Origin of the sequence: Nocardia sp. GTS18, assembly GCF_013839555.1 — a bacterium.
Taxonomy (GTDB): domain Bacteria; phylum Actinomycetota; class Actinomycetes; order Mycobacteriales; family Mycobacteriaceae; genus Nocardia; species Nocardia rosealba.
In genome coordinates, this window is the sequence record NZ_JACBIU010000043.1 from 1 (window position 1) to 22,101 (window position 22,101).

Consider the following 22,101-nt stretch of genomic DNA (forward strand, 5'->3'; position numbering starts at 1 on the left):
TTATGCGTCGGCAGCGACAGATGGGGATAATAGCCAGCCACCCCCACCGTCGGCACCAGCTCCCGCCGCCGCCGTCGCGCCGAATCCGAAGGCACCCGCCTCTCGGTAGCCGACATCATGGCCAACCTCCAATCGGAGTCCACCCGCACATAGCCGCACCAAGATCACCGTCCAGCGGGCCACCCACCCGAACCACACCGCTGAATCCGCCACGCACCCGCCCACTTCGGTGAGGACATGGGTAACTCACCGGGGACGGGCAACCGCAACCGCGCACATGGTCTGGCCGCCGACGCAAGTCTCTCCGCGCATAAGCCTGGCCTGAATTCTCGGGGAGGCGGGTCAGTGAGGACATGGGTAACTCACCGGGGACGGGCAACCGCAACCGCGCACATGGTCTGGCCGCCGACGCACGTCACCCCGCCCCTGAGTCTGGCCTGAATTCCCGGAGATGCGGGTGTGCTAGATCACGACAGGGGGCGTGGCGGGGCGGGCGTAGGGCCCGTTATTCTCGACCCGTACGTCTGGTACCCGCACAGCGGGACTGGAACGCAATCGAGAGGACAATGTTGACCTCGAGAAGTGTCGATTCTGATGGCGCGAACTCAGGTGTCGATCCAGCGCCCGCACGGCTGACGGTGGGAATCGTCTCGGCGGGACGGGTGGGTTCGGCGCTCGGTGTGGCGCTCGAGCGCGCCGGGCATGTGGTGTTCGGTGTCGCCGCGATCTCCGATGCCTCCGTGCACCGGGCGCGCACCCGGCTGCCCGATTCGCAGATCCTGCCGGTCGAGCAGGTGGCCCAGCGCAGCGAGTTGTTGCTGCTCGCCGTGCCCGATGCCGAGCTGGCCGGGTTGGTTCGTGGTCTGGCCTCGGCCGGTGTGGTCCGGCCGGGCACGATCGTCGCGCACACCTCCGGCGCCAACGGTGTCGGCGTGCTCGCCCCGCTCACCGAGCAGGGCGCCTTGGGCCTGGCGATCCATCCGGCGATGACCTTCACCGGTCACGACGAGGACATCGCCCGCCTCGCCAATGCCTGCTTCGGCATCACCGCCGCCGACGAGGTCGGCTACGCCATCGCCCAGGCGCTGGTGATCGAGATGGGTGGCGAGCCGGTGCGGATCGATGAGGACCAGCGCACGCTGTATCACGCGGCCCTCGCGCACGGCAGCAATCACCTGGTCACGCTCATCGTCGATGCGGTTTCGGCGCTGCGTGAAGCGATGTCGGGCCCGGGTCTGCTCGGCCAGCCGGTGGTCGACGAGCAACCGGGCGGTCTGCCCGAACGCCTCATCGGCCCGCTGGTCTCCGCCGCCCTCGACAACGCGCTGCGCCGTGGTCAGGCCGCGCTCACCGGCCCGGTCGCCCGGGGCGACGTGGACGCGGTCGCCGCACACCTGAATGCCGTCGAGTCGTTCGACGAAAGGCTGGCCGCGTCGTATCGCGCCATGTCGTTGCGCACGGCCGAACTCGCAAGGACCAATCCCGCTCTGCTCGCGCTGCTCGCCGAGAAAGGCCACTGATGGAACCCCGAGAAGTGCATCACCACCAGGGCGGCGCGCGGGCGACCGGCGCGTTCAAGCCCGGCGCGCTCACCGTGCACCACAGCCCCGAGGTGCTGTCGACGGTGGCCAAGGCGTTGCGCGGCGCGGGTCGCAGCATCGGTTTCGTGCCGACCATGGGCGCGCTGCACGAGGGCCACCTGCAGCTGGTGCGTCAGGCGCGGCTCACCAATCAGATCGTGATCGTGTCGATCTTCGTCAACCCGCTGCAGTTCGGTGCGGGCGAGGATCTCGACGCCTACCCGCGCACCCTCGACGCCGACCTCGAGCTGCTCGCGGCCGAGGGCGTCGATCTGGTGTTCGCGCCGTCGGCCAACGAGATGTACCCCGACGGCCCGCGCACCACCGTGCAGCCGGGCCCGCTCGGCGCCGAGCTCGAAGGCGGCAGCAGGCCGACGCATTTCGCGGGCATGCTCACCGTCGTCGCGAAACTGCTGCAGCTCACCCACGCCTCGGAGGCGTACTTCGGGGAGAAGGACTACCAGCAGCTCACCTTGATCCGCCAGATGGTCCGTGACCTGAACTTCGACGTGAAGATCGTCGCCTACCCGACGGTCCGCGAACCCGACGGTCTCGCCCTGTCCTCGCGCAACCGCTATCTCGATGCGGCGCAACGGGAATCGGCGCTCGCCCTGTCGGCCGCACTGGCCGCGGGCAGGCACGCCGCGGGCCTCGGCCCCGAGGGTGTCCTCGCCGCCGCCCGCGCCGTCCTCGACTCGGCCGACGGTGTCGAGGTCGACTACCTCGAACTGCGCGACTCCACCCTCGGCCCCGCCCCGGAAGCGGGCAACGCGCGCCTGCTCGTCGCGGCCAAGGTCGGCAGCACCCGCCTGATCGACAACGCACCCCTTGTTCTCGGCGCCCAGATCGACGGGCACCCCGACGCGAACTCCCTGCCTGCTCCGCAGGCGCACTGAGAAAGGCGAAGCCGATGCTGCGCACCATGATGACCTCGAAGATCCACCGTGCCACCGTGACCCACGCCGACCTGCACTACGTGGGTTCGGTGACCGTCGACCAGGATCTGCTCGACGCCGCGGGCCTGCTCGAGGGTGAGCAGGTGTGCATTGTCGACATCGACAACGGCGCCCGCCTCGAGACCTATGTGATCGCGGGCGAACGCGGTTCGGGTGTGATCGGGATCAACGGCGCCGCCGCACATCTCGTGCACCCAGGTGACTTGGTCATCCTCATCGCCTACGGCCAGCTCGACGAGGCCGAGCTGCGCGAGTACGCGCCGAAGGTGGTCTTCGTCGACGACCGCAACCGGCCCGTCGAGCTCGGCGCCGATCCCGCCCACGCGCCCGAGGGTTCCGGGCTCACCTCGCCGCGTTCCCTGTCGATCGCCTGATCGCGGCGGGGGTCGGACATGCTGCTGACGATCGACGTCCGCAACACCGCCATCGAACTCGGCCTGTTCTCCGGTCTCGGCGAGCACTCGAAACTGGTGCGGCACTGGCGTATTCACACGAATCCGCTGCTCACCGCCGACGAGTTCGCGATGCAGGTGCGCGGTCTGGTCGGTGCCGATCTCGACCAGGTGGTCGGTGTCTCGGCGTTGTCGACGGTGCCGCCGGTGCTGCGGGAACTGCGCATCATGCTCGCCCGCTATTGGTCGCATGTGCCGAATGTGGTCGTGGAACCCGGTGTGCGGACCGGTATTCCGCTGCTGGTCGACAATCCCAAGGAGGTCGGCGCCGACCGCATCGTCAACTGCCTCGCCGCGTTCCGCCGGTTCGGCGGCCCGGCGATCGTCGTCGACTTCGGTACCGCCACCTGTGTCGACCTGGTCTCGGCCAAGGGCGAGTTCCTCGGTGGCGTGATCGCGCCGGGCGTCGAGGTGTCGACGGAGGCACTGGTCGAACGCAGTGCCTTGCGCCGCGTCGAACTGGCCAGGCCCCGCTCGGTGCTCGGCAAGAACACGATGGAGTGCATTCAATCCGGTGCCATTTTCGGTTTCGCCGGCCTGGTCGACGGATTGATCGACCGCATTCGCGACGAATTCGACGCGTTCGCCGGTACCGATGTCACCGTCGTCGCCACCGGAACGGGCGCGCCGCTGATCGTGCCGGAATCGGAAACGATCGACCAGCACGAACCGCATCTCACCCTCACCGGCCTGCGCCACGTCTACGAGCGCAACAAGAAGTGATCCAGGTCATTGGCCCGTCCACACGGGAGCCTGCTAAGCTCGCTCCCGTGTCTTTCCGTGTGAGCACCCAGGAGTGTTGTCGAGGCTGACCTGCCTCGACCGTTCGAGGCTGACGTTTTCCCCTCGACCGATTCTCACTCCTTGGAGATGCGCTCATGCGTTCTTCTGTTCTTTCCCTGGCGTCGGCCCGTGACGAATACTCCGCGACCCCGCCGCTCGACCGCGCGGTCGCCTCGGCCCTGCCCACCCGGCTGCGCCCCGCCGACCTGCTGCGTCTCACCGACGAGGGCGCCGAGGATGTCCTGGCCGGTCGCTACGACCATCTGCTGCCCGCCGACGGGCTCTGGCCGACCGAACAGCGCTGGGCCACCCGCCTGATCGCCGACGACGAGGTCGATGTCTGGCTCATCAGCTGGACGCCCGGGAAATCCACCGAATTGCACGACCACGCCGGTTCGCTCGGCGCGCTCACCGTGCTCAGCGGCGCGCTGTCGGAATTCCGCTGGAATGGCACCGAGTTACGCGAGCGCACCCTCGCCGCGGGCGATCAGGCGTCGTTTCCGATCGGCTGGGTCCACGATGTGGTCCGCGCCGCCGACGCGACGGCAGGCCCGCTCGATCCCACCCTCAGCGTGCACGCGTATTCGCCGCCGCTGACCGCCATGTCGTATTACGAGGTGACCGGCCACGGCACCCTGCGACGCACCCAAACCGTCCTCACCGACCAGCCCGAAGGTGATCTGTGATGAGCCGTTTGTCGATTGACCAGATGCTCGACAACGCGCGCGCCAAGCTGCGCAGGCTGTATGTGTACGACGTCCCCGCCGCGCTGGCCCGAGGCGCCGTTCTGGTCGACATCCGCCCGGCCGCGCAGCGTGTTCGGGAGGGCTCGCTGCCGGGCGCGCTGGTGATCGAGCGCAATGTGCTGGAATGGCGGCTGGATCCCACGTCGTCGGCGCGGTTGTCGCTCGCGCGCGACCACGATGTGGAGTGGATCATTTTCTGCTCGGAGGGCTATACCTCCAGTTTGGCCGCGGCCTCGCTTCAGGAACTCGGATTGCACCGCGCGACCGATCTGATCGGCGGTTATCAGGCGCTGAAGTCGGCGGGCATGCTCACCGTGGGCGTCGGGGTGCCGCACTTCGCCCGGGAAGTGGAGTCGCTGGCTTCGTTGTAACGGGCGGCGCACTGGTCCTTTCCGGTGCACGCTACTGTTATCGAATGTGAGCACCCCTAACTCCGCCGAGACCGGCCGCGCCGTCAGTTCCGCCGTGGACAGCGATGTCCCCGAGCAGATGCGGATTCGCCGGGACAAGCGTGAACGGCTGCTCGCCGGCGGTGGTGACGCCTATCCGGTGGTCGTGCCACGCACGCACACGCTGGCCGAAATCCGTTCCGCCTACCCGGATCTCGAACCCGATACGCAAACCGGTCTGCAGGTCGGTGTCGCCGGCCGCGTCATTTTCGTCCGCAATACCGGCAAGCTGTGCTTTGCCACCCTGCAGGAGGGCGACGGAACCAAACTGCAGGCGATGATCAGCCTCAACGGCGTGGGCGCGGACGCGCTCGCGGCTTGGAAGTCCGATGTCGACCTCGGCGATTTCGTGTTCGTGCACGGTGAGGTCATCTCCTCGCGCACGGGCGAATTGAGCGTGATGGCCGACTCGTGGTCGATGGCGGCCAAGTCGCTTCGCCCGTTGCCGGTGGCGCACAAGGAAATGAACGAGGAATCGCGCGTCCGTCAGCGCTACGTCGACCTCATCGTGCGCCCCGAGGCCAGGGAAATGGCCCGTACCCGCGTGAACGTGGTCCGCGCGCTGCGCACCGCGCTCGAGCGCCGCGGCTTCCTCGAGGTCGAGACCCCGATGTTGCAGACCATCCACGGCGGTGCCGCCGCGCGCCCGTTCGTCACCCATTCCAATGCCCTCGACATGGACCTGTTCCTGCGTATCGCGCCGGAACTGTTCCTCAAGCGCTGCGTGGTCGGCGGCCTGGAGAAGGTCTTCGAGATCAACCGGAACTTCCGCAACGAAGGCGCCGACTCCACCCATTCGCCCGAGTTCGCGATGCTGGAAACGTACGAGGCCTACGGCACCTACGACGACTCGGCGACGATGATCCGGGAATTGGTCCAGGAAGTCGCACAAGAGGCATTCGGCACCCTCGTGGTGACTCTTGCCGACGGTACTGAATATGATCTGAGTGGCGAGTGGACGACGGTCGAGATGTATCCGTCGCTGTCGGAGTCGATCGGTGTGGAGGTCACTCCGGAAACGACTGTCGAGGAATTGCTGGCACTCGCCGAACGGGTCGGTCTGGAAATTCCGTCGGGCAAGGGCTACGGCCATGGGAAACTGGTCGAAGAACTCTGGGAACACGTCTATGGCGACAAGCTCTACGCGCCGACTTTCGTTCGTGACTTCCCCGTGGAGACCTCACCGCTGACCCGTCAGCATCGCAGCAAGGCAGGCGTTACGGAGAAGTGGGATCTCTATGTTCGCGGCTTCGAGTTGGCCACGGGCTATTCGGAGTTGGTCGATCCCGTCATCCAGCGGGAACGGTTCGTCGACCAGGCGCGCCTCGGCGCGGCGGGCGATGACGAGGCGATGGTGCTCGACGAAGACTTCCTCACCGCGATGGAACACGGTATGCCGCCGACCACCGGAACGGGTATGGGAATCGATCGCTTGTTGATGGCACTCACGGGTTTGGGAATCCGGGAAACGATCCTGTTCCCCATTGTGCGCCCGAGTAGTCGCTGACCTGTGAATTCGCGGGGCGAAGGCCTCGTGTTGGAAATTTCGCATTTCGGGGTATTCTTGCCTCGGGTATTCGGCCTGGAGGCAGGCTTGACGATTTCGAGAGGACGTTCATCTCATGGCAAAGAAGGTCACCGTTAGCCTGATCGACGATGTCGACGGTGAGTCCATCGCGGACGAAACCATCGAGTTCGCTATCGATGGGGTGTCGTACGAGATCGATCTGTCGGAGGCAAATGCGGCGCGCCTGCGCGAAGGCCTGGACGAGTGGGTCGCCAACGCGCGTCGCGTGAGTGGCCGTCGCCGGACCAAGGCCGCCGGTGCGCCGGCGCCGCAGGGCAAGAGCCGCGTTTCCATGGACCGCGAACAGAGCGCCGCAATTCGTGAATGGGCCCGTCGTAAGGGCCACAAGGTCTCCGCACGCGGCCGTATCTCGGCCGACATCACCGAGGCCTACAACAAAGAGGTCGGCAAAAGTTAGTAGACGGCGGAGTGGGGCCGCGTCGACCGCGGCCCCGCCCGATCGGTCACCCACGGCGTCGGGAAAGATAGACTGATGGTCGTGCGCAAGGTGTTTCGAGGGGTGGTCTCTCGGTGAGTTCGTTCCTCCGGTACACGGACAACACCGGGCGCCAGCATGAACTGCCGCTGGACCCCGAGCAGCAGCGGATCACCATCGGGCGCAATGTCCAGGCCGATCTCGTGCTCGGCTGGGATGCCGAGGTCTCCCGGTTGCACGCCGCTGTCGAACACCTCGGCGCGCACTGGACCATTATCGACGACGGGCTGTCGCGCAACGGGACGTTCGTCAACGGTGAGCGGTTGGTCGGCAGGCGCAGGCTGAGCCCGGGTGACCGCATTCGTGTCGGCACCACGCTGGTGCATTTCTTCGATTTCGGTGGTGTCGTCGACGACGCCACGCATACCGCCTCCGGTTCCATCCCCACCATGCGTTCGCTGACCGAAACCCAGCGCGCGGTGCTGATCGCCCTGTGCCGTCCGTACAAGCACGGCACCGGATTCGCGACGCCCGCGTCGAACCAGCAGATCGCCGAGGAACTCTTCCTGTCGATCGACGCGATCAAAACCCACCTGCGTGCCCTTTTCGCGAAGTTCGGGGTGGAGAATCTGCCGCAGAACCAGAAGCGCACCCGGCTCGCCGCCCTCGCGATGCAGAGCGGAATGATCTCCGACCACGAGTTGTGAGCCTCGCGGTCGGCGGTGCGCGCCTCGCTTAGGTGGCCGAGCGTCTGAACGATGTCGGCGACGGCCGTCCTGCGGTTGACTGAGTCCTGTCACCGGAGTGCGACTCCGGATTCGAGTCAGGAGTTGGTTCCCATGTCGGCCATTCGTTTGTCCTCGCTGGTTCTCGCGATGCTCAGCACCGGCCTCGTCGCCGGTGTGTTCTACGCCTACGCGATCTCGGTGATGCCCGCCCTGGCGCGCACGGGAGATCGCACGCTGATCGAGGTCATGCAGAAGATCAACGTGGTGATCATCAACCCGTGGTTCATGTTCGGCTTCCTCGGTACGGTCGGCTTCACCGCCCTCGCGGCCGCGCTGCACCTGGGCGGCGATCATCGCGCCACGCTGATCTGGATCGGAATCGCATTGGTGCTCAACGTGATCGCCTTCGCGGTCACCGCCGGGCAGAACGTGCCGCTCAACGATGCCCTGGCCGCGGCGGGTGACCCGGCGACGCTGGCCGACACCGCCTCGGTGCGCGCGGATTTCGAAGCGGCGTGGGTGCGCTGGAACATCCTGCGGGCGGTGCTGCACACGGCGGCGTTCCTGGTGCTGTGCGGTGCGCTGTTCGCCGCGGGTGTGCAGCAGGGCAAGTCGAACGCCGCCGCCCCGTTCCCGGGACAGAGCGTCTCCCACGCGCTGGTGCGCTGAATCGCTCCGTAGTGCCACGCGAAGGCTGGAACGTGTTCCATGATGACTGGAACACGTTCTAGTCAGGGGTGGTTCCATGCGAAGTAAGTCGATGCTCGTTCTAGCCGTCGCCATACTGCTCGGTCTCGTGGGGGCAGGTGGTGCGGCCGCCGGCCCCCACCCGGTCGACTACAACTTCTTCGCGGGCATCGCGCCCGAGCTGACGAACCCGGGCGGTGCGCTGCCCGGGGCGAACGACCCGAATTGTGTTCCCACACCGGAACATCCGAACCCGGTCGTCCTGCTGCACGGCACCGGCGGTGGGGCGCAGACGAATTGGGGCGTGTACGCCCCGCTGCTGGCCAACGAGGGCTACTGTGTGTTCACCCTCACCTACGGCGCGTACGCGCTGCCCTGGCCCGTCTCGGCCATCGGCGGAATGCGTCCCATCGAGCAGAGTGCGGCGGAGGTGTCGGCCTTCGTCGACGGTGTCCTCGCGCGCACCGGTGCCGCACGGGTCGACCTCGTCGCCCACTCGCAGGGCAATATCGTCGGCAACTACTACCTCAAGCGACTCGGCGGCGGGGAGAAGGTCGGCACGCTGGTCGGGATCGCGCCGCCCTGGCTCGGCACCAACGCGTTCGGCGCGGGCGATATCGCCCACTTCAGCCGGGCCCTCGGCGCGGGACCGGTCTTCGACGCCGCCACCGGCTCGCTGTGCCAGGCCTGCGCGCAGATGTTCAGCGGTTCGCCGTTCATGACCGCGCTCAATGCCGACGGGGTGTACGACCCGCGCGTCACCTACGTCAATATCGTCACGGTCCTCGACGAGCTCGTCGTGCCGCACACTTCCGGCCTGGTGCCCGGTCCCAACGCCACCTCGGTCGTCGTGCAGGACGGTTGCGCGCAGGACTGGTCCGAGCACATGGCCATCGCGGGCAGTCCGCGTGCCGCCGGTCACGCCCTCAACGCCCTCGATCCGGCCAGGCAGGCGCCCGTGCCGTGCGAGTTCGTGCCCCCGTTCACCGGCTGACGGCGATTTCGCTGTAGGCAAAACTGGAACGGAAACGAATGCCGCGACGTGCGCGTTGTGAGTGAATGACCAAGTTGTCACCGGTCCCCAATAGGGTGGAGCGGCGACGGCGGAATCCCCTGCCAACTAGAGTGGATGGCGGGGGCCGCAACCCCCGGGCTTCATGGCAGGCTGACGGCGACAGTTGTCGCCTCCGGCGCCCAAGGTTGTACCGAGCACACAGCGGCGTCTGTTGCCAGAATGTCGGAGCAGGAGAGTGAGGGAGCGATGTTCGAGAGGTTCACCGACCGCGCGAGGCGTGTCGTTGTCCTGGCCCAAGAAGAGGCCCGGATGCTCAACCACAACTACATCGGCACCGAGCACATCCTGCTTGGGTTGATCCACGAGGGCGAGGGCGTGGCGGCGAAGTCGCTGGAGTCCCTTGGCATCTCGCTGGAGGGTGTGCGCAGCCAGGTCGAGGAGATCATCGGGCAGGGCCAGCAGGCGCCGTCCGGTCACATCCCCTTCACCCCGCGTGCGAAAAAGGTGCTGGAACTGAGTCTGCGCGAGGCGCTGCAGCTCGGTCACAACTACATCGGCACCGAGCACATCCTGCTCGGCCTCATCCGTGAGGGTGAGGGCGTCGCGGCCCAGGTGCTCGTCAAGCTCGGCGCCGACCTGAACCGGGTCCGTCAGCAGGTCATCCAGCTGCTGTCCGGGTACCAGGGCAAGGAGCCCGTCGAGGGCACCGGCTCGCGCGGTGAGGCGGGTACGCCGTCCACCTCGCTGGTGCTCGACCAGTTCGGTCGCAACCTCACGCAGGCGGCGCTGGAAGGCAAGCTCGACCCCGTCATCGGCCGCTCGAAGGAAATCGAGCGCGTCATGCAGGTGCTGAGCCGCCGCACCAAGAACAACCCGGTGCTGATCGGTGAGCCCGGTGTCGGTAAGACCGCCGTCGTCGAGGGCCTGGCACAGGCCATCGTCAACGGTGAGGTCCCCGAGACCCTCAAGGACAAGCAGCTCTACACCCTCGACCTGGGTTCCCTGGTCGCGGGCAGCCGCTACCGCGGTGACTTCGAAGAGCGCCTCAAGAAGGTGCTCAAGGAGATCAACACCCGCGGCGACATCATCCTGTTCATCGACGAGCTGCACACGCTCGTCGGCGCGGGTGCTGCCGAAGGCGCCATCGACGCGGCCTCGATCCTGAAGCCGAAGCTGGCCCGTGGCGAGCTGCAGACCATCGGTGCCACCACCCTCGACGAGTACCGCAAGTACATCGAGAAGGACGCTGCCCTGGAACGCCGTTTCCAGCCGGTGCAGGTGGGCGAGCCGACCGTCGAGCACACCATCAACATCCTCAAGGGTCTGCGCGACCGCTACGAGGCGCACCACCGGGTCTCCATCACCGATGGCGCTCTCGTGGCCGCCGCGACGCTGGCCGACCGCTACATCAACGACCGGTTCCTGCCGGACAAGGCGATCGACCTCATCGACGAGGCGGGCGCGCGCATGCGCATCCGCCGGATGACCGCGCCGCCGGACCTGCGCGAGTTCGACGACAAGATCGCCGACGCCCGTCGCGAGAAGGAAAGCGCGATCGACGCGCAGGACTTCGAGAAGGCCGCGCGCCTGCGCGACAAGGAGAAGCAGCTCGTCGCCAAGCGCGCCGAGCGGGAGAAGCAGTGGCGTTCGGGTGACCTGGACGTCGTGGCCGAGGTCGACGACGAGCAGATCGCGGAGGTGCTGGCCAACTGGACCGGTATCCCCGTCTTCAAGCTCACCGAGGAGGAGACCACTCGTCTGCTCCGCATGGAGGACGAGCTGCACAAGCGGATCATCGGCCAGGAGGATGCCGTCAAGGCCGTCTCCAAGGCGATCCGCCGCACTCGCGCCGGCCTGAAGGATCCGAAGCGTCCGTCCGGTTCGTTCATCTTCGCCGGTCCGTCCGGTGTCGGTAAGACCGAGCTGTCCAAGGCGCTGGCGAACTTCCTGTTCGGCGACGACGACGCGCTCATCCAGATCGACATGGGCGAGTTCCACGACCGCTTCACCGCTTCTCGTCTGTTCGGTGCCCCTCCCGGGTACGTGGGTTACGAGGAGGGCGGCCAACTCACCGAGAAGGTGCGGCGCAAGCCGTTCTCGGTGGTGCTGTTCGACGAGATCGAGAAGGCGCACCAGGAGATCTACAACACCCTCCTGCAGGTGCTCGAGGACGGCCGTCTCACCGACGGTCAGGGTCGCACGGTCGACTTCAAGAACACCGTGCTGATCTTCACCTCGAACCTGGGCACCTCCGACATCTCCAAGGCTGTCGGCCTGGGCTTCACCCAGTCCAACGCCGAGGGCTCGAACTACGAGCGGATGAAGCTCAAGGTCAACGACGAGCTGAAGAAGCACTTCCGCCCCGAGTTCCTCAACCGCATCGACGACGTGATCGTCTTCCACCAGCTCACCAGCGAGCAGATCGTGCAGATGGTGGACCTGATGATCAACCGTGTCGCCAAGGCGCTGAAGAACAAGGACATGGCGATCGAGCTGACCGATCAGGCCAAGAGCCTGCTCGCCAAGCGCGGTTTCGACCCGGTCCTGGGTGCGCGTCCGCTGCGTCGCACGATCCAGCGCGAGATCGAGGACCAGCTGTCGGAGAAGATCCTCTTCGGCGAGATCGGCGCGGGCCAGACCATCACGGTCGGCGTCGAGAACTGGGACGGCGAAGGCCAGGGCGAAGACGCCAAGTTCACCTTCACCGGCAAGACGAAGCTGACCAAGGCACCCACGGGCGACGACAAGCCCGAGGTCGTCCTCACCGGAGCAGCCGAGGGCACCGCCCCCGACACCGCCGCCTCCGGCGAGTAACCAGCTGAACGAAAAGCCCACCTTCTGAACTCGGAAGGTGGGCTTTTTCGTTGCCGAGCGGTCATTGGAACAGCGCGACGGCTTGAGAGTTCTGTTCGGCGGCGAAGATGAAGAAGGTGCGGAGTGCTTCGTAGTTTTCGCGGAGGAATTCTCGGCAGAAATCGGTGTCCCAGATTTCGGGGTAGACGTCGTTGTCGTCCATGGCTGTCGGGTCGAAATGTCGTTCGAGGACGCTGTAGGGCGTGGCTGTGAGGGTGTGGGCGGCGGTGGTGATCTCGGCGGCTGTCCATATCTTGGTTGCGCCGTCGCCCGCCCAGGGATCGAGGTCGCCGAAGAGGTCGAGGTCGATATTCGCGGCCTCGAGCAGGTAGCGCAGGCCGTCCCAGGCCTTGTCGATGTCGCCGGCCGGTTCGCCGGGGTGGTCGAGCTGGTCGATCAGGTCGAGGGCGGCTTCGGCATCGGCGGTGATGCGGGCGGCGTCGGCGTCGGAAATTCGGTGGAATGCGAGAACTGGGCCCATGGGAGCGAAGGTAGGAATGCGAACTTGGAGATACCTTTCGAGCCGCTTTTCACGGCCTCCGGCAGGTGAATTCGCGGCGTACCGTTGGTTGGGCCAGGCCACACGACACGGGGGTGTTCACGCACATGACTGATTCCGATCGCACGCTCATCGCTGTTCTGCTCGACCGTTCCGGTTCGATGCAGACGATCAAGGCTGATACCGAAGGTGGGTTGGCCGCGTATTTCGAGCAGCAGCGGGAGGTGCCGAAGCGGATCGAGGTGACCTTGGCGCAATTCGACACCACCTACGAGGTGGTCTATTCGAATGTGCCGCTGGATCAGGTGCCCCCGCCGAATCTGCTGCCACGTGGCGGGACCGCGCTGTACGACGCCGTCGGCAAACTCGTCACCAGCGTCGGCGAGGAGCTCGCGGCCCGCCCCGAGCACGAGCGCCCCGGCACGGTCATCGTCGTCGTCCTCACCGACGGCCACGAGAACTCCAGCCGCGAATGGACCCACGCGGCGGTCAAGTCCCTCATCACCCAGCAACAGGAGGTCTACAACTGGACCTTCGTCTTCCTCGGCGCCAACATGGACGCCGTCGAAGTAGGTTCCAACCTGGGCTTCGACCCCGGCTCCTCCATCACCTACGCCCCCGTCGCAGGTGGCGTCCGCGGCGCCTTCGACGCCCTCTCGGCCTACTCGGCCCGCGCCCAAGCCGCCCCCGCCGGAATGGCCCGCCGCGCCCGCTTCTCCGAGGACGAACGCCGCCGAGCGGGTACGGACAGCTGACCCGAAGACACTACTGCCAGCCGGGGCGGACGAGGCCGGATTCGTAGGCGAGGACTACGAGTTGGGTGCGGTCGCGGGCGGCTAGTTTGGTGAGGATGCGGCTGACGTGGGTGCGGGCGGTGGCGGGGCTGAGGTAGAGGCGGGCGGCGATTTCGGCGTTGGTAAGGCCCTCGGCCACCAGGGTGAGGACCTCGCGTTCGCGGTCGGTGAGGTCGGCGAGGGCGGGTGGGGGTGGTTGTTTGGCGTGGGTGGCGAATTCGGTGAGCAGGCGGCGGGTGACGCCGGGGGACAGGAGGGCGTCGCCCGCCGCGACGACCCGGACGGCGCGGAGCAGGTCGGCGGGTTCGGTGTGTTTCACCAGGAAACCCGTGGCACCGGCGCGGATCGCCTCGAAGACGTACTCGTCGAGTTCGAAGGTGGTGAGCACGACGACGCGCACGTCGGCTAGCTGCGCGTCGTCGGCGATCATGCGGGTGGCGGCCAGCCCGTCGAGGACGGGCATGCGGATGTCCATCAGCACCACCGAGGGCTCCAGCGTGCGTGTCATCCGCACGGCCTGCTCGCCGTTCTCGGCCTCGCCGACCACCTCGATATCGTCCTGGGCGTCGAGCAGTGCGACGAAACCACCGCGCACCAGCGCCTGATCGTCGGCGACAAGCACCCGGATCATGTCTCTGCCCCGGCCGGCCGGGAGGGCAACCGCGCGGCCACCCGGAACCCACCGGACGGCCGGGGTCCGGCGGTGAGCGCCCCGCCGAGCGCATGCGCCCGTTCCCGCATGCCGATGATCCCGTTTCCGCCGATCCCGGTGCGCACGGCGGTACCGGTAGGGCGGGTGTTGTCGACGGTGATGTCGACCGTTTCGGGCGTGTAGCGCAGGGTGATCATCGCCGTGGACCCCGGTGCGTGGCGCACCACATTGGTCAGCGATTCCTGGATGATCCTGGCGGCGGCCACGTCGATCACGCTCGGCAGCTTCTTGGGTGTGCCGATGACCTTGGTGTCGACGGGCAGGCCGGTCGCCCTGGTCCGTTGCAGCAGGGTGTCGAGGTCGTCGAGGGTCGGTGCCGGGGCACGCGGTGCGGGTGCCGGAACCGGCTCGGCCGCAGGGGTTTCGGGGTATTCGGGGGCGACGGGTGCGCCGCTGCGGATCGCGTGCAGCAGCGTGTGCACCTCGGTCAGCGCTTCTTTGGAGGTGGTTTTGATCGTGGCCAGCGCGGCGGCGGCCTGCTGTGGTTTGCGGTCGAACAGTTCCAGCGCCACCGAGGATTGCACATTGATCAGCGAAAGGCTGTGTGCCAGGACGTCATGCAGCTCGCGGGCGATGGCGAGCCGTTCCTCGGACGCGGCCCGCGCCTGCTGGGCCTGTTCGTCGCGTTGCGCCGCCTCGGCCCGCTCTCGGCGCGCGAGCACCACCGTGCGCCGCTGACGTATTCCCTCGGCGATTCCGACCAGCACACTGAGCCAGGCCAGCAGGCCGAAAACCTGCCAGCCGTTGGTGTCGCGGCCGAGCAGGGCGGGCAGCGGCCACACCATCGTCAGGTAGCCGACGACGACCAAAGGGTAAGTGCGCCAGCGTGATCCGTGTACCGCAGCCGTGAGGAACGCGATGATGAGGGAAAGGAAGATCGGCCCGTACCCGTAGTCGCGCAGCACGTAGGACACGGCGGCGAGCAAGGCCACCACCAGCACCGGCTCGGGGAGCAACCGCCGGAAGCCGAGCGCGATCGGCCCGGCCAGCAGCAACAGATACGCGAACGCGTCGAGCGATCGCACCCCGGTCTGCTGCGCGTTCGCCCCGGAACTGCCTGCCAGCTGCACTATCGCGACCACCACCGCCAGCCCCCAGTCCCGGACGGCCGCGTCACGCTCCCACTTCGCTCCCACCCACGCAACCCTATTGCGTCACCCGGGCAGAAGCGTCGGCCTACGCACGTATTTTTCCCGGACCCCCGCGTACATCGCGCGACGTAGGCCCGAACGAGCCGCGCGACGGATGTGCGGACACCCCTTCGGCGCGGATCGTCTATCGCATGAACGAATCAATCGTGGTCACCACCGGGTTGACCAAACGCTATGGCGAACACCTCGCGGTGGACGCGGTGAGTATGCGGGTCGGGACCGGGGAGATCTACGGTTTCCTCGGTCCCAACGGCGCGGGCAAGACGACGACGCTGCGGATGTTGGCCGGCCTCGTCCGGCCGAGCGCGGGCACCGCGACGGTCCACGGCAGCGCCCCCGGCGACCCGGAGGTGCTGCGCCGGGTCGGGGTGTTGATCGAGGGCCCGGGCTTCTACCCGTACCTGTCGGGTCGCGACAACCTGCGCGTTCTCGCCCGCTACCGCGGACTCGGCGACCGCGAGGTCACCCAGGCGCTGGCCCGCGTCGACCTCACCACCCGCGCCGACGACCGCTTCCGCACCTATTCCCTCGGCATGAAGCAGCGCCTCGGAGTCGGTGCGGCCCTGCTCGGCGATCCCGATCTGCTCGTCCTCGACGAGCCGACCAACGGTCTCGACCCGGCCGGACTGGCCGAAATGCGTTCGCTCATCGTCGATCTCGCGGCAGAAGGTCACACCGTGCTGCTGTCGAGTCATCAGCTCGCCGAGGTGCAGGAAATCTGCCACCGGGTCGGGGTGATCTCCGGTGGACGTCTGCTCGCCGAGTCGACGGTCGCCGAATTGCGCGGCACCGCATCGCTGCTCGTGCGTGCCGAACCGGTCGACGTGGCCGTCGAGGCGGTCCGCGCGGTGTCCGACGCGCCGGTGCGTGTGAGCGCCGAGGGCATTCGGATAGCGACCACGACGGCGATGGCGCCTGCTGTGGCGCGAGCTGTCGTGCAGGCGGGTGTGGACCTGCTCGAGCTGCGCGTCGACGAGAAATCCCTGGAAGAAGTCTTCTTCGAGCTGACGGAGGTCGCGAAATGACCAGCACTACAAGAGATCTCACGGCAAGTATCAGAGCCGAGTCGCTGCGTCTTCGGCGGTGGCCGACCTTCTGGATCGTGCTCGGCACATGGATCGTGCTGAATCTGACCTTCGCCTACCTGTTCAACTATCTGGCCTACCGCTCCGGTGAGAGTGGTTCCATGTCCGACGGATTGCCGCGCGACGTGCTGCTCGGCCGGCTCGTGCCCGCCGCCGTCCCCGAGGTGTTCACCCAGGGTATGGCCATGTTCGGCGGTGCGCTGATGCTCGTCCTCGGTGCGCTGGCGGTGGGTAGCGGGTACGGCTGGGGGACGTGGAAGACCGTGTTCACCCAGGGGCCGGGCCGCGCGAACGCGGTCGGTGGGCTGCTGCTCGGCCTGCTGGTGACGGTGGTCGTCCTGGTGTGTGCCGCGTTCGTCGTCGACCTCGGTGTCGCGTCGCTCATCGCGGTGACGGAAGGTCAGGCGGTCACGCTGCCCGCGCTCGACCGATCCCTTCTCGGACTCCTCACCGGCACAGCCATTTTGAGTATGTGGACCGCAGCGGGCGCCTTCATCGGCGCCGTGGCCCGTGGCCCCGCTCTCGCTGTCGGGCTCGGCCTGATCTGGGTTCTCGTCGTCGAGAACCTGCTGCGCGGGGTCGCGGGAATCCTCGGCCACGTCGAAGCGGTCACCGATCTGCTTCCCGGTACCGCCGCAGGTTCACTGGCCGGGGCGATGCGCACGGAGGACGGTCCGGCCACGCCGGGTGTTCTCGACATCCTGACCCGCGGCGAGTCCCTCGTCGTCCTCGCGGTCTACGTGACGATCTTCGTGGCGGGAACCATCTGGCTCACCTCCCGCCGCGACCTCACCTGACCCCGATTACGACCACCCGGCCGGGTTCGACGCCGTCTCCCTGGAGATTCCCGAATTCCGGTCGGGGAAGGTCCCGAACCGGTCGTTGTGCAGGTGGGCGAAGAAATAACCCATCTGCCCACATTCCCCGTGGGATCGCACGGCCGCCGGATCGGCCACAACCGCGCGGTAGTAGTCGCGACCCAGCGCGACGATGAAGCCGCGGCGATAGAGGAACCCGTCGTCGGACCCGCCGATCACCGCGTGGATATCGGCACGGTCGATGTCGTAGAGCGCGCGCTCGGCCACCCGGTCCAGCGCAGTGAGCTCCGCGCTGGTGAAATCAGCACTGAGCGCGCGTAATTCGGCGAGGAACTCCTCGAGCCGCTCCTCGGTTCGTGGCGCGCCGCAGGCACCCCAGGCGGATTCGATCATGGCCCAGAAGCGGTCGACTTCGGCGTCGGTAGGAAGTGTCCTCACCCGCGCGACGGTAGCCGTAGCCACCGACACATCGCGCCTACCCGGCCCCTAGCAACCGGTGAGCGAGGACCGATAAACCTGCCGTGATCTGCTCCGGGGACAAGCCGCGTTCGCGCTGCTGAAGGTAGACCTCGGCCGCCAAGGGGGCCAGGACGGTATCGATCAGCGAATCAGGCTGGGGGATACCGGCTTCGACGAGCAGGGCCCGCACGTGCAGTGCCCAGAACCCGTAGGCGCCGGTGGCGAAGCGGGCCCCGCCGGTCTCTGCGCCGAGCACCAGATGCGCGTGGGCGCTGAGCAATTCGATCATCGCGGCATAGAACGCGGCGAGGCGCTCGGCGGGGGGCGCGCCCGGCCCGAGTGGGGGTTCGCCGCGCAGGAGTTGCTCCTGGACGGCGCGTTCGTGTTCGTCGAGCAGGGCGACGGCGATGGCGTTGCGGTCGGGGTAGCGGCGGTAGAGGGTGCCCCGGCCGACGCCCGCGGCCTTGGCGATGTCGTCCATGGTGACGGTGCGCGGGTCGCGGGTAGCAAAGAGATCGGCCGCCGCGGCGAGCACTTTGGCGCGGTTGCGGGCGGCATCGGTGCGTTCGGGTGGTGGTGCCGTGCCGGTGAGCAGGTCGGATCGAGGCTCCATGGGGTCGACTCTAACCGAGAAACACAAATGTGGACAAGGTGTCCACTTGTGTTCTATCGTCGAACCAAGCGGACACAACGTCCGGTTATCGAAAGGCTCGACATGACCCACCTGCTGCACCTCGACGCCAGCGCCAGGACCAATTCCCTCAGCCGCAGGCTCGGCGCGGAATTCGTGCGGGCCTGGCGCGAAGCGGAGCCCGAGGGCGACTACACCTACCGCGACCTCGCCACCGACCCCGCTCCGTTCATCGACGAAGGGTGGACCGAGCTGTGCGATGCCGTCCTCGCGGCGGGGAGTACCGATCTCGATCGCCTGCCGGACCTCGCCGTCACGCCCGCCGCCCGCGCCGCATGGCGCATCGTCGAACCCCTGCTCGCGCAATTGCTGGCCGCCGACGTCATCCTCATCGGCACCCCGATGTACAACTACTCGATCCCGGCCACGCTCAAGGCCTGGCTCGATCAGGTGACCTTTCCGCGTATGTCGCTGGGGCACAGGCGCTTCGTCGTCGTGTCCGCCCGCGGCGGCGCCTACTCGCCCGGTGCGCCGAAAGCCGCGTTCGACTATCAGGAGCGCTACCTGCGCGACTTCTTCGCAGGCCATTACGCCGTCACCGACACCGTTTTCGTCAATGCCGAACTGGCCAACGCTGTCTCGGACCCCAACCTTGCCCACCTGCGTACCGAGCACGACGCCTCACTCGAAGCCGCCATCGCCGAAGTACGCCTGCTCGCAAAGGATTACACGCGATGAACTGGATCCTGCTCGGCGTGGCCGGCCTGGTCGAAATCGCCTGGTCGCAGACCATCAAACCCACCGAGAACTTCACCAGACTCGGCCCGACCCTGCTGTGCATCGCGCTCGGCTCGCTGGCGGTCTACCTGCTCTCGCGCGCCATGCAGACCCTTCCGGTCGGCACGGCGTACGCGGTGTTCACCGGGATCGGTGCACTCGGAGCGATCGGTCTCGGCGTGCTCGTGCACAAGGACCCGCTCAGCGCGGGCCGGGTCTTCGCCCTGTCGCTGATTCTCGGTGGCATCGTGCTCGCGCGCGTCACCAACCCCGAGTGACGCTGTGGCACACCCGATGCGGGCTCGGCGGGCACTTGACCGGTAGGGTCGGCTGATGGACCAGCCAGTTCGCCCCCCGGACCTGTCCACTCGGCCCCACGAGCTCACCGTCGAGCGAGTCATGAAGGCCCAGCCGAGCCTGCTGTACGCGGCTTGGACCCAAGGCCTCGACCTGTGGCTGGCCGTCCCCGGATCGGTTCTGATGCGACCCGCCGTGAACGAGCCCCTCTATTTCGACACCGGCTCGGCCGAGAAGCGCAACCCGCACTACGGCCGCGTCCTCACGCTCGAAGCCAACCGCCGGATCGAGTTCACCTGGGTCACCGCCGCGACCGAAGGGGTGGAGACCGTGGTCGCCGCCGAGTTCCTGAAACAACCACGCGGCATCAGGTTGCGGCTGCGGCACTCCGGTTTCCCCACCGCCGCCATCCGTGACCTGCATCAGCAGGTGTGGCCGGAGAAGCTGGAACGCCTCGACGAAGTGACGAGTATCCCGGTCTGAGCTCACGTAGGTTCGGTATCGCACACACATTTCTCGACTGAGGCGAAAGGAACGTGATGGCGATTCGTAGCGCACGCACACTCTGGGCAGGCGGGCTGCAGGACGGCTCCGGGCAGGTCGAGCTGGTCAGCTCCGGTCTCGGCAAATTCGACGTGTCCTGGCCCCGGCGCACGGCCGACACCGCCGAGGGCACCAGCCCCGAAGAGCTGATCGCGGCCGCGCATTCGTCGTGCTACTCGATGGCGCTCTCGGCCGAGCTCGCCAACGTGGGCGGTACCACGGAGAGCCTCGACGTCACCGCCGACGTGACCCTCGGCCCCGACCCGGCGGGCGGGTTCCGGATCAGCAAGATCAAGCTCACCGTGCGCGCCGTCGCCTCGGGGATCGACGCCGAGGGCTTCTACACCGCGGCGACCGCGGCCAAGAACGGCTGCCCGGTGAGCAAGGCGCTCGCCGGTGTCGCCGAGGTGGAACTGGACGCCGAACTCATCTGAACACTCACCGCTGGGTGAACCAGCGGTGCGCCGCCGGGGTGTACATCGCCGGAATCGCGATCACCACCGCGAGGATGTGCACCGCCCGGCAGGCGACGAGGACAGCTGAATCGGGCGCGAGCCCACCGAACAGGGCGCCGAAGTCGTCGGTGGAAAGCAGCACAGCCAGCGGTTCGATGATGAGCGAGACCAATCCGATCATCCCGATACCGACGGTGAGCAGGGCCCGCGACACCCGGCTGCCGTTGGCCATGTGCATCGCGACCCCGAGCACCACCAGGTAGATGGCCAGCCGGGGCAGCAGACCCGTCGCGGTGGCGCCCAATTCGGTCCCACCGCGCACGGCACGCAGCAGTCCTTCGGCGACTCCGGCGGCCAGCGCGGTGACCAGCCCGGCGAAGGCCACGCGCACCGCGCCCGGACGGGCGACGGAAACAGAGAAGGCAGTGTCGGTCATGATGCCGACACTGCCCTCCCGCGGTACTCACGAGGATCACCCCGAGGTAGCGACCTCGCGTGCTACCGGAGTGCTACGCGCGCTCGACCATTCGGTGAGCGCGGCGAACACCAGTCCCAAAGCCGCCCACAGGGTGGCGGTTTCGGCCAGCGAGGCCACCCGGAACTGCCACAGCAGCGTCGCCGGGAAATCGTCGGACACCTCGTTCACCCCCGGCAGCAGCACGTAACCGACCGTGGTGACCAGCACGAACGCGGCTACCGCGGCAACGATCCGGAACGAGTCGAGCTGACCGGCCGGCGCGCGATAGGCCGCGACGGCCGCCGCGACCGCGAGCAGGCCGAGCACGACGACGGCCACCCACAGCCAGGTGCGCTGGTCGATGGTTTCCGGGTCGCCGACCGCCGGTGGATTGGCCGGGTACTTGAAGAACGGCACCGCGACGATCGCCACCCACGCGAATCCCGCTGCGGTCAGCGACAATCGGGGCCCGCTCAGCGTGGTGAAACGGCGAGCCACGTTCACCACGGCGGCGAAGATCGCCCCGAACGCCATACCGGCCAAGGCGAGCGCGAGGAACTGACCCGCCTGCTGCCCCGATCGGCTGACCAGCGGTTCTTCATCGTGCGGCTGGTCCTCGACGGTCCCGTGCGAATGCCCGCCGGATCCGGCTTCCTCGATGGCGATCGCCGCCTCGATGTGCGGTTCGCCGATGAAATAGCCCACTGTCGCGGCCAGCAGACCGGCGATCAGACCGGCCAGCAGACCACGTAGCAGCAGGGTTTTGAAGGATCCGGTCAGTGGCACGGGACACCGAGCAGGTGACGTCCGTCGTGCATCAGCTCGTGCAGGAACATCCCGCTACGCGAGACGGCCCCCTGATCGAAACCGACCAGGTACAGCGTGAGCAGTGCAAGAAGAACGACACCGACCGTGACCAGCACGGTTGCCAGGGTGTTGAGGCCGGTAGACCGGCTGGGTGAATGCGCGATAGCCATTCGGGTCCTCCTCCGGGATGCGCGTCCCGCGATCGAAGCGATAGGCGAGGATGCCGATGTCTGGCTGTCCGCACCGGAATCCGGCACGGAATACAGTGGCGCGACCGCTCCGGAATCTCACCGGATTACCGCGCACCCTCGCGTAATTTCCCTCGAACTGTGACAGCCGCCGCCAGGGCGCGTCAATACATCCA

27 protein-coding genes and 1 riboswitch are annotated in these 22,101 nt (G+C 67.2%); of the genes, 19 read left to right on the top strand and 8 right to left on the bottom strand.

The genetic code is table 11. The annotated features are described in order from the left end of the window. Nucleotides 1-566: 566 nt before the first annotated feature. The 12 genes from HYG95_RS22475 to HYG95_RS22530 all read left to right on the top strand — a co-directional run bounded on the left by HYG95_RS22475 (nucleotide 567) and on the right by HYG95_RS22530 (nucleotide 12,213). A complete protein-coding gene (locus HYG95_RS22475) occupies nucleotides 567-1,520 on the top strand; it encodes a Rossmann-like and DUF2520 domain-containing protein (RefSeq protein WP_181700788.1) in 954 nt (317 codons plus the stop codon). Further along, nucleotides 1,520-2,476: a pantoate--beta-alanine ligase gene (gene panC, locus HYG95_RS22480; RefSeq protein ID WP_181700790.1), complete on the top strand. Its 957-nt coding sequence runs from the start codon at nucleotides 1,520-1,522 to the stop codon at nucleotides 2,474-2,476. Before HYG95_RS22475 ends, panC begins: the two co-directional genes overlap by 1 nt. A 14-nt stretch (nucleotides 2,477-2,490) precedes the next feature. After that, the gene (panD, locus tag HYG95_RS22485) at nucleotides 2,491-2,910 is read left to right on the top strand and encodes an aspartate 1-decarboxylase (RefSeq protein WP_067640553.1); all 420 of its coding nucleotides are present in this window, start codon (nucleotides 2,491-2,493) and stop codon (nucleotides 2,908-2,910) included. 18 nt (nucleotides 2,911-2,928) lie between these two features. Continuing rightward, a complete protein-coding gene (locus HYG95_RS22490; RefSeq protein WP_181700792.1) occupies nucleotides 2,929-3,711 on the top strand; it encodes a type III pantothenate kinase in 783 nt (260 codons plus the stop codon). Nucleotides 3,712-3,866: 155 nt separating this feature from the next. Next, on the top strand, nucleotides 3,867-4,457 hold the full coding sequence (locus tag HYG95_RS22495) for a cysteine dioxygenase family protein (RefSeq protein ID WP_255495629.1): 591 nt from the start codon (nucleotides 3,867-3,869) through the stop codon (nucleotides 4,455-4,457). Beyond that, complete coding sequence (locus HYG95_RS22500) at nucleotides 4,457-4,888, top strand: rhodanese-like domain-containing protein (protein WP_181700794.1); 432 nt, start codon at nucleotides 4,457-4,459, stop codon at nucleotides 4,886-4,888. Before HYG95_RS22495 ends, HYG95_RS22500 begins: the two co-directional genes overlap by 1 nt. Before the next feature lie 118 nt (nucleotides 4,889-5,006). Continuing rightward, nucleotides 5,007-6,473 (top strand): lysine--tRNA ligase, encoded by a 1,467-nt coding sequence (gene lysS / locus HYG95_RS22505; protein WP_181700838.1) that lies wholly within the window; start codon nucleotides 5,007-5,009, stop codon nucleotides 6,471-6,473. 115 nt (nucleotides 6,474-6,588) lie between these two features. Then, complete coding sequence (locus tag HYG95_RS22510; protein ID WP_181700796.1) at nucleotides 6,589-6,951, top strand: Lsr2 family protein; 363 nt, start codon at nucleotides 6,589-6,591, stop codon at nucleotides 6,949-6,951. A 113-nt stretch (nucleotides 6,952-7,064) separates the two neighbouring features. Continuing rightward, entirely contained in the window at nucleotides 7,065-7,676 is a 612-nt protein-coding gene (locus HYG95_RS22515) for an FHA domain-containing protein (RefSeq protein WP_370465885.1), read from the top strand. A gap of 132 nt (nucleotides 7,677-7,808) precedes the next feature. After that, nucleotides 7,809-8,366, top strand: coding sequence for a DUF1772 domain-containing protein (locus tag HYG95_RS22520; protein ID WP_181700798.1), 558 nt, complete (start codon nucleotides 7,809-7,811; stop codon nucleotides 8,364-8,366). Between the two features lie 76 nt (nucleotides 8,367-8,442). Then, nucleotides 8,443-9,378 (top strand): triacylglycerol lipase, encoded by a 936-nt coding sequence (locus HYG95_RS22525; RefSeq protein WP_181700800.1) that lies wholly within the window; start codon nucleotides 8,443-8,445, stop codon nucleotides 9,376-9,378. A gap of 267 nt (nucleotides 9,379-9,645) precedes the next feature. Continuing rightward, nucleotides 9,646-12,213, top strand: a complete 2,568-nt coding sequence (locus HYG95_RS22530; protein ID WP_181700802.1) for an ATP-dependent Clp protease ATP-binding subunit — start codon at nucleotides 9,646-9,648, stop codon at nucleotides 12,211-12,213. 61 nt (nucleotides 12,214-12,274) lie between these two features. Here the strand turns inward: HYG95_RS22530 and HYG95_RS22535 are convergent, their stop codons facing one another. Beyond that, nucleotides 12,275-12,733: a DUF1877 family protein gene (locus HYG95_RS22535; RefSeq protein WP_181700804.1), complete on the bottom strand. Its 459-nt coding sequence runs from the start codon at nucleotides 12,731-12,733 to the stop codon at nucleotides 12,275-12,277. A gap of 125 nt (nucleotides 12,734-12,858) precedes the next feature. Between HYG95_RS22535 and HYG95_RS22540 the strand changes: the two genes are divergently transcribed. Further along, nucleotides 12,859-13,506, top strand: a complete 648-nt coding sequence (locus HYG95_RS22540) for a VWA domain-containing protein (protein ID WP_181700806.1) — start codon at nucleotides 12,859-12,861, stop codon at nucleotides 13,504-13,506. A gap of 10 nt (nucleotides 13,507-13,516) precedes the next feature. Here the strand turns inward: HYG95_RS22540 and HYG95_RS22545 are convergent, their stop codons facing one another. Both HYG95_RS22545 and HYG95_RS22550 read right to left on the bottom strand, forming a co-directional pair. Further along, a complete protein-coding gene (locus HYG95_RS22545; RefSeq protein WP_181700807.1) occupies nucleotides 13,517-14,176 on the bottom strand; it encodes a response regulator transcription factor in 660 nt (219 codons plus the stop codon). After that, the gene (locus HYG95_RS22550) at nucleotides 14,173-15,393 is read right to left on the bottom strand and encodes a sensor histidine kinase (RefSeq protein ID WP_370465886.1); all 1,221 of its coding nucleotides are present in this window, start codon (nucleotides 15,391-15,393) and stop codon (nucleotides 14,173-14,175) included. The genes HYG95_RS22545 and HYG95_RS22550 overlap by 4 nt, the downstream gene beginning before the upstream one ends. A 146-nt stretch (nucleotides 15,394-15,539) precedes the next feature. Here HYG95_RS22550 and HYG95_RS22555 point away from each other — a divergent pair, with 146 nt between their 5' ends. Continuing rightward, nucleotides 15,540-16,433: an ABC transporter ATP-binding protein gene (locus tag HYG95_RS22555; RefSeq protein ID WP_181700808.1), complete on the top strand. Its 894-nt coding sequence runs from the start codon at nucleotides 15,540-15,542 to the stop codon at nucleotides 16,431-16,433. Then, on the top strand, nucleotides 16,430-17,290 hold the full coding sequence (locus HYG95_RS22560; protein ID WP_181700809.1) for an ABC transporter permease subunit: 861 nt from the start codon (nucleotides 16,430-16,432) through the stop codon (nucleotides 17,288-17,290). The genes HYG95_RS22555 and HYG95_RS22560 overlap by 4 nt, the downstream gene beginning before the upstream one ends. 6 nt (nucleotides 17,291-17,296) lie before the next feature. Here HYG95_RS22560 and HYG95_RS22565 read toward each other — a convergent pair whose 3' ends face one another. Further along, nucleotides 17,297-17,749 (bottom strand): DUF4240 domain-containing protein, encoded by a 453-nt coding sequence (locus tag HYG95_RS22565; protein ID WP_370465887.1) that lies wholly within the window; start codon nucleotides 17,747-17,749, stop codon nucleotides 17,297-17,299. Between the two features lie 37 nt (nucleotides 17,750-17,786). After that, on the bottom strand, nucleotides 17,787-18,383 hold the full coding sequence (locus HYG95_RS22570; protein WP_181700810.1) for a TetR/AcrR family transcriptional regulator: 597 nt from the start codon (nucleotides 18,381-18,383) through the stop codon (nucleotides 17,787-17,789). A gap of 48 nt (nucleotides 18,384-18,431) precedes the next feature. Between HYG95_RS22570 and HYG95_RS22575 the strand changes: the two genes are divergently transcribed. Genes HYG95_RS22575 through HYG95_RS22590 form a run of 4 tightly spaced genes read left to right on the top strand, consistent with a single transcriptional unit; the run spans nucleotide 18,432 to nucleotide 20,452 of the window. Then, nucleotides 18,432-19,139, top strand: coding sequence for an FMN-dependent NADH-azoreductase (locus HYG95_RS22575; protein ID WP_370465888.1), 708 nt, complete (start codon nucleotides 18,432-18,434; stop codon nucleotides 19,137-19,139). After that, a complete protein-coding gene (locus HYG95_RS22580) occupies nucleotides 19,136-19,456 on the top strand; it encodes a multidrug efflux SMR transporter (protein WP_181700811.1) in 321 nt (106 codons plus the stop codon). Before HYG95_RS22575 ends, HYG95_RS22580 begins: the two co-directional genes overlap by 4 nt. Nucleotides 19,457-19,511: 55 nt before the next feature. Continuing rightward, on the top strand, nucleotides 19,512-19,958 hold the full coding sequence (locus tag HYG95_RS22585; RefSeq protein WP_255495630.1) for an SRPBCC domain-containing protein: 447 nt from the start codon (nucleotides 19,512-19,514) through the stop codon (nucleotides 19,956-19,958). Between the two features lie 56 nt (nucleotides 19,959-20,014). Further along, a complete protein-coding gene (locus HYG95_RS22590; RefSeq protein WP_181700813.1) occupies nucleotides 20,015-20,452 on the top strand; it encodes an OsmC family peroxiredoxin in 438 nt (145 codons plus the stop codon). Nucleotides 20,453-20,456: 4 nt separating this feature from the next. Here HYG95_RS22590 and HYG95_RS22595 read toward each other — a convergent pair whose 3' ends face one another. From HYG95_RS22595 to HYG95_RS22605, 3 genes are read right to left on the bottom strand one after another with little or no spacing between them, the layout of a single operon-like run. Further along, a complete protein-coding gene (locus tag HYG95_RS22595) occupies nucleotides 20,457-20,909 on the bottom strand; it encodes a hypothetical protein (protein ID WP_181700815.1) in 453 nt (150 codons plus the stop codon). A gap of 36 nt (nucleotides 20,910-20,945) precedes the next feature. Then, nucleotides 20,946-21,716, bottom strand: a complete 771-nt coding sequence (locus tag HYG95_RS22600) for a CbtA family protein (protein WP_181700817.1) — start codon at nucleotides 21,714-21,716, stop codon at nucleotides 20,946-20,948. Continuing rightward, nucleotides 21,707-21,907, bottom strand: a complete 201-nt coding sequence (locus tag HYG95_RS22605; RefSeq protein ID WP_181700820.1) for a CbtB-domain containing protein — start codon at nucleotides 21,905-21,907, stop codon at nucleotides 21,707-21,709. Before HYG95_RS22605 ends, HYG95_RS22600 begins: the two co-directional genes overlap by 10 nt. A gap of 33 nt (nucleotides 21,908-21,940) precedes the next feature. Continuing rightward, a riboswitch (cobalamin riboswitch) is annotated at nucleotides 21,941-22,090 on the bottom strand. Between the last annotated feature and the right edge of the window lie 11 nt (nucleotides 22,091-22,101).

Excerpts from the sequence above, each read along its gene's own strand:
- HYG95_RS22605 (WP_181700820.1), bottom strand. The coding sequence starts at position 21,907 with ATGGCTATCGCGCATTCACCCAGCCGGTCTACCGGCCTCAACACCCTG.
- HYG95_RS22545 (WP_181700807.1), bottom strand. The coding sequence starts at position 14,176 with ATGATCCGGGTGCTTGTCGCCGACGATCAGGCGCTGGTGCGCGGTGGT.
- panC (WP_181700790.1), top strand. The coding sequence starts at position 1,520 with ATGGAACCCCGAGAAGTGCATCACCACCAGGGCGGCGCGCGGGCGACC.
- HYG95_RS22560 (WP_181700809.1), top strand. The coding sequence starts at position 16,430 with ATGACCAGCACTACAAGAGATCTCACGGCAAGTATCAGAGCCGAGTCG.
- HYG95_RS22510 (WP_181700796.1), top strand. The coding sequence starts at position 6,589 with ATGGCAAAGAAGGTCACCGTTAGCCTGATCGACGATGTCGACGGTGAG.
- HYG95_RS22570 (WP_181700810.1), bottom strand. The coding sequence starts at position 18,383 with ATGGAGCCTCGATCCGACCTGCTCACCGGCACGGCACCACCACCCGAA.
- panD (WP_067640553.1), top strand. The coding sequence starts at position 2,491 with ATGCTGCGCACCATGATGACCTCGAAGATCCACCGTGCCACCGTGACC.
- HYG95_RS22525 (WP_181700800.1), top strand. The coding sequence starts at position 8,443 with ATGCGAAGTAAGTCGATGCTCGTTCTAGCCGTCGCCATACTGCTCGGT.
- HYG95_RS22535 (WP_181700804.1), bottom strand. The coding sequence starts at position 12,733 with ATGGGCCCAGTTCTCGCATTCCACCGAATTTCCGACGCCGACGCCGCC.
- HYG95_RS22580 (WP_181700811.1), top strand. The coding sequence starts at position 19,136 with ATGAACTGGATCCTGCTCGGCGTGGCCGGCCTGGTCGAAATCGCCTGG.
- HYG95_RS22500 (WP_181700794.1), top strand. The coding sequence starts at position 4,457 with ATGAGCCGTTTGTCGATTGACCAGATGCTCGACAACGCGCGCGCCAAG.
- HYG95_RS22540 (WP_181700806.1), top strand. The coding sequence starts at position 12,859 with ATGACTGATTCCGATCGCACGCTCATCGCTGTTCTGCTCGACCGTTCC.
- HYG95_RS22520 (WP_181700798.1), top strand. The coding sequence starts at position 7,809 with ATGTCGGCCATTCGTTTGTCCTCGCTGGTTCTCGCGATGCTCAGCACC.
- HYG95_RS22590 (WP_181700813.1), top strand. The coding sequence starts at position 20,015 with ATGGCGATTCGTAGCGCACGCACACTCTGGGCAGGCGGGCTGCAGGAC.
- lysS (WP_181700838.1), top strand. The coding sequence starts at position 5,007 with ATGCGGATTCGCCGGGACAAGCGTGAACGGCTGCTCGCCGGCGGTGGT.
- HYG95_RS22585 (WP_255495630.1), top strand. The coding sequence starts at position 19,512 with ATGGACCAGCCAGTTCGCCCCCCGGACCTGTCCACTCGGCCCCACGAG.
- HYG95_RS22530 (WP_181700802.1), top strand. The coding sequence starts at position 9,646 with ATGTTCGAGAGGTTCACCGACCGCGCGAGGCGTGTCGTTGTCCTGGCC.
- HYG95_RS22475 (WP_181700788.1), top strand. The coding sequence starts at position 567 with ATGTTGACCTCGAGAAGTGTCGATTCTGATGGCGCGAACTCAGGTGTC.
- HYG95_RS22555 (WP_181700808.1), top strand. The coding sequence starts at position 15,540 with ATGAACGAATCAATCGTGGTCACCACCGGGTTGACCAAACGCTATGGC.
- HYG95_RS22495 (WP_255495629.1), top strand. The coding sequence starts at position 3,867 with ATGCGTTCTTCTGTTCTTTCCCTGGCGTCGGCCCGTGACGAATACTCC.
- HYG95_RS22490 (WP_181700792.1), top strand. The coding sequence starts at position 2,929 with ATGCTGCTGACGATCGACGTCCGCAACACCGCCATCGAACTCGGCCTG.
- HYG95_RS22595 (WP_181700815.1), bottom strand. The coding sequence starts at position 20,909 with ATGACCGACACTGCCTTCTCTGTTTCCGTCGCCCGTCCGGGCGCGGTG.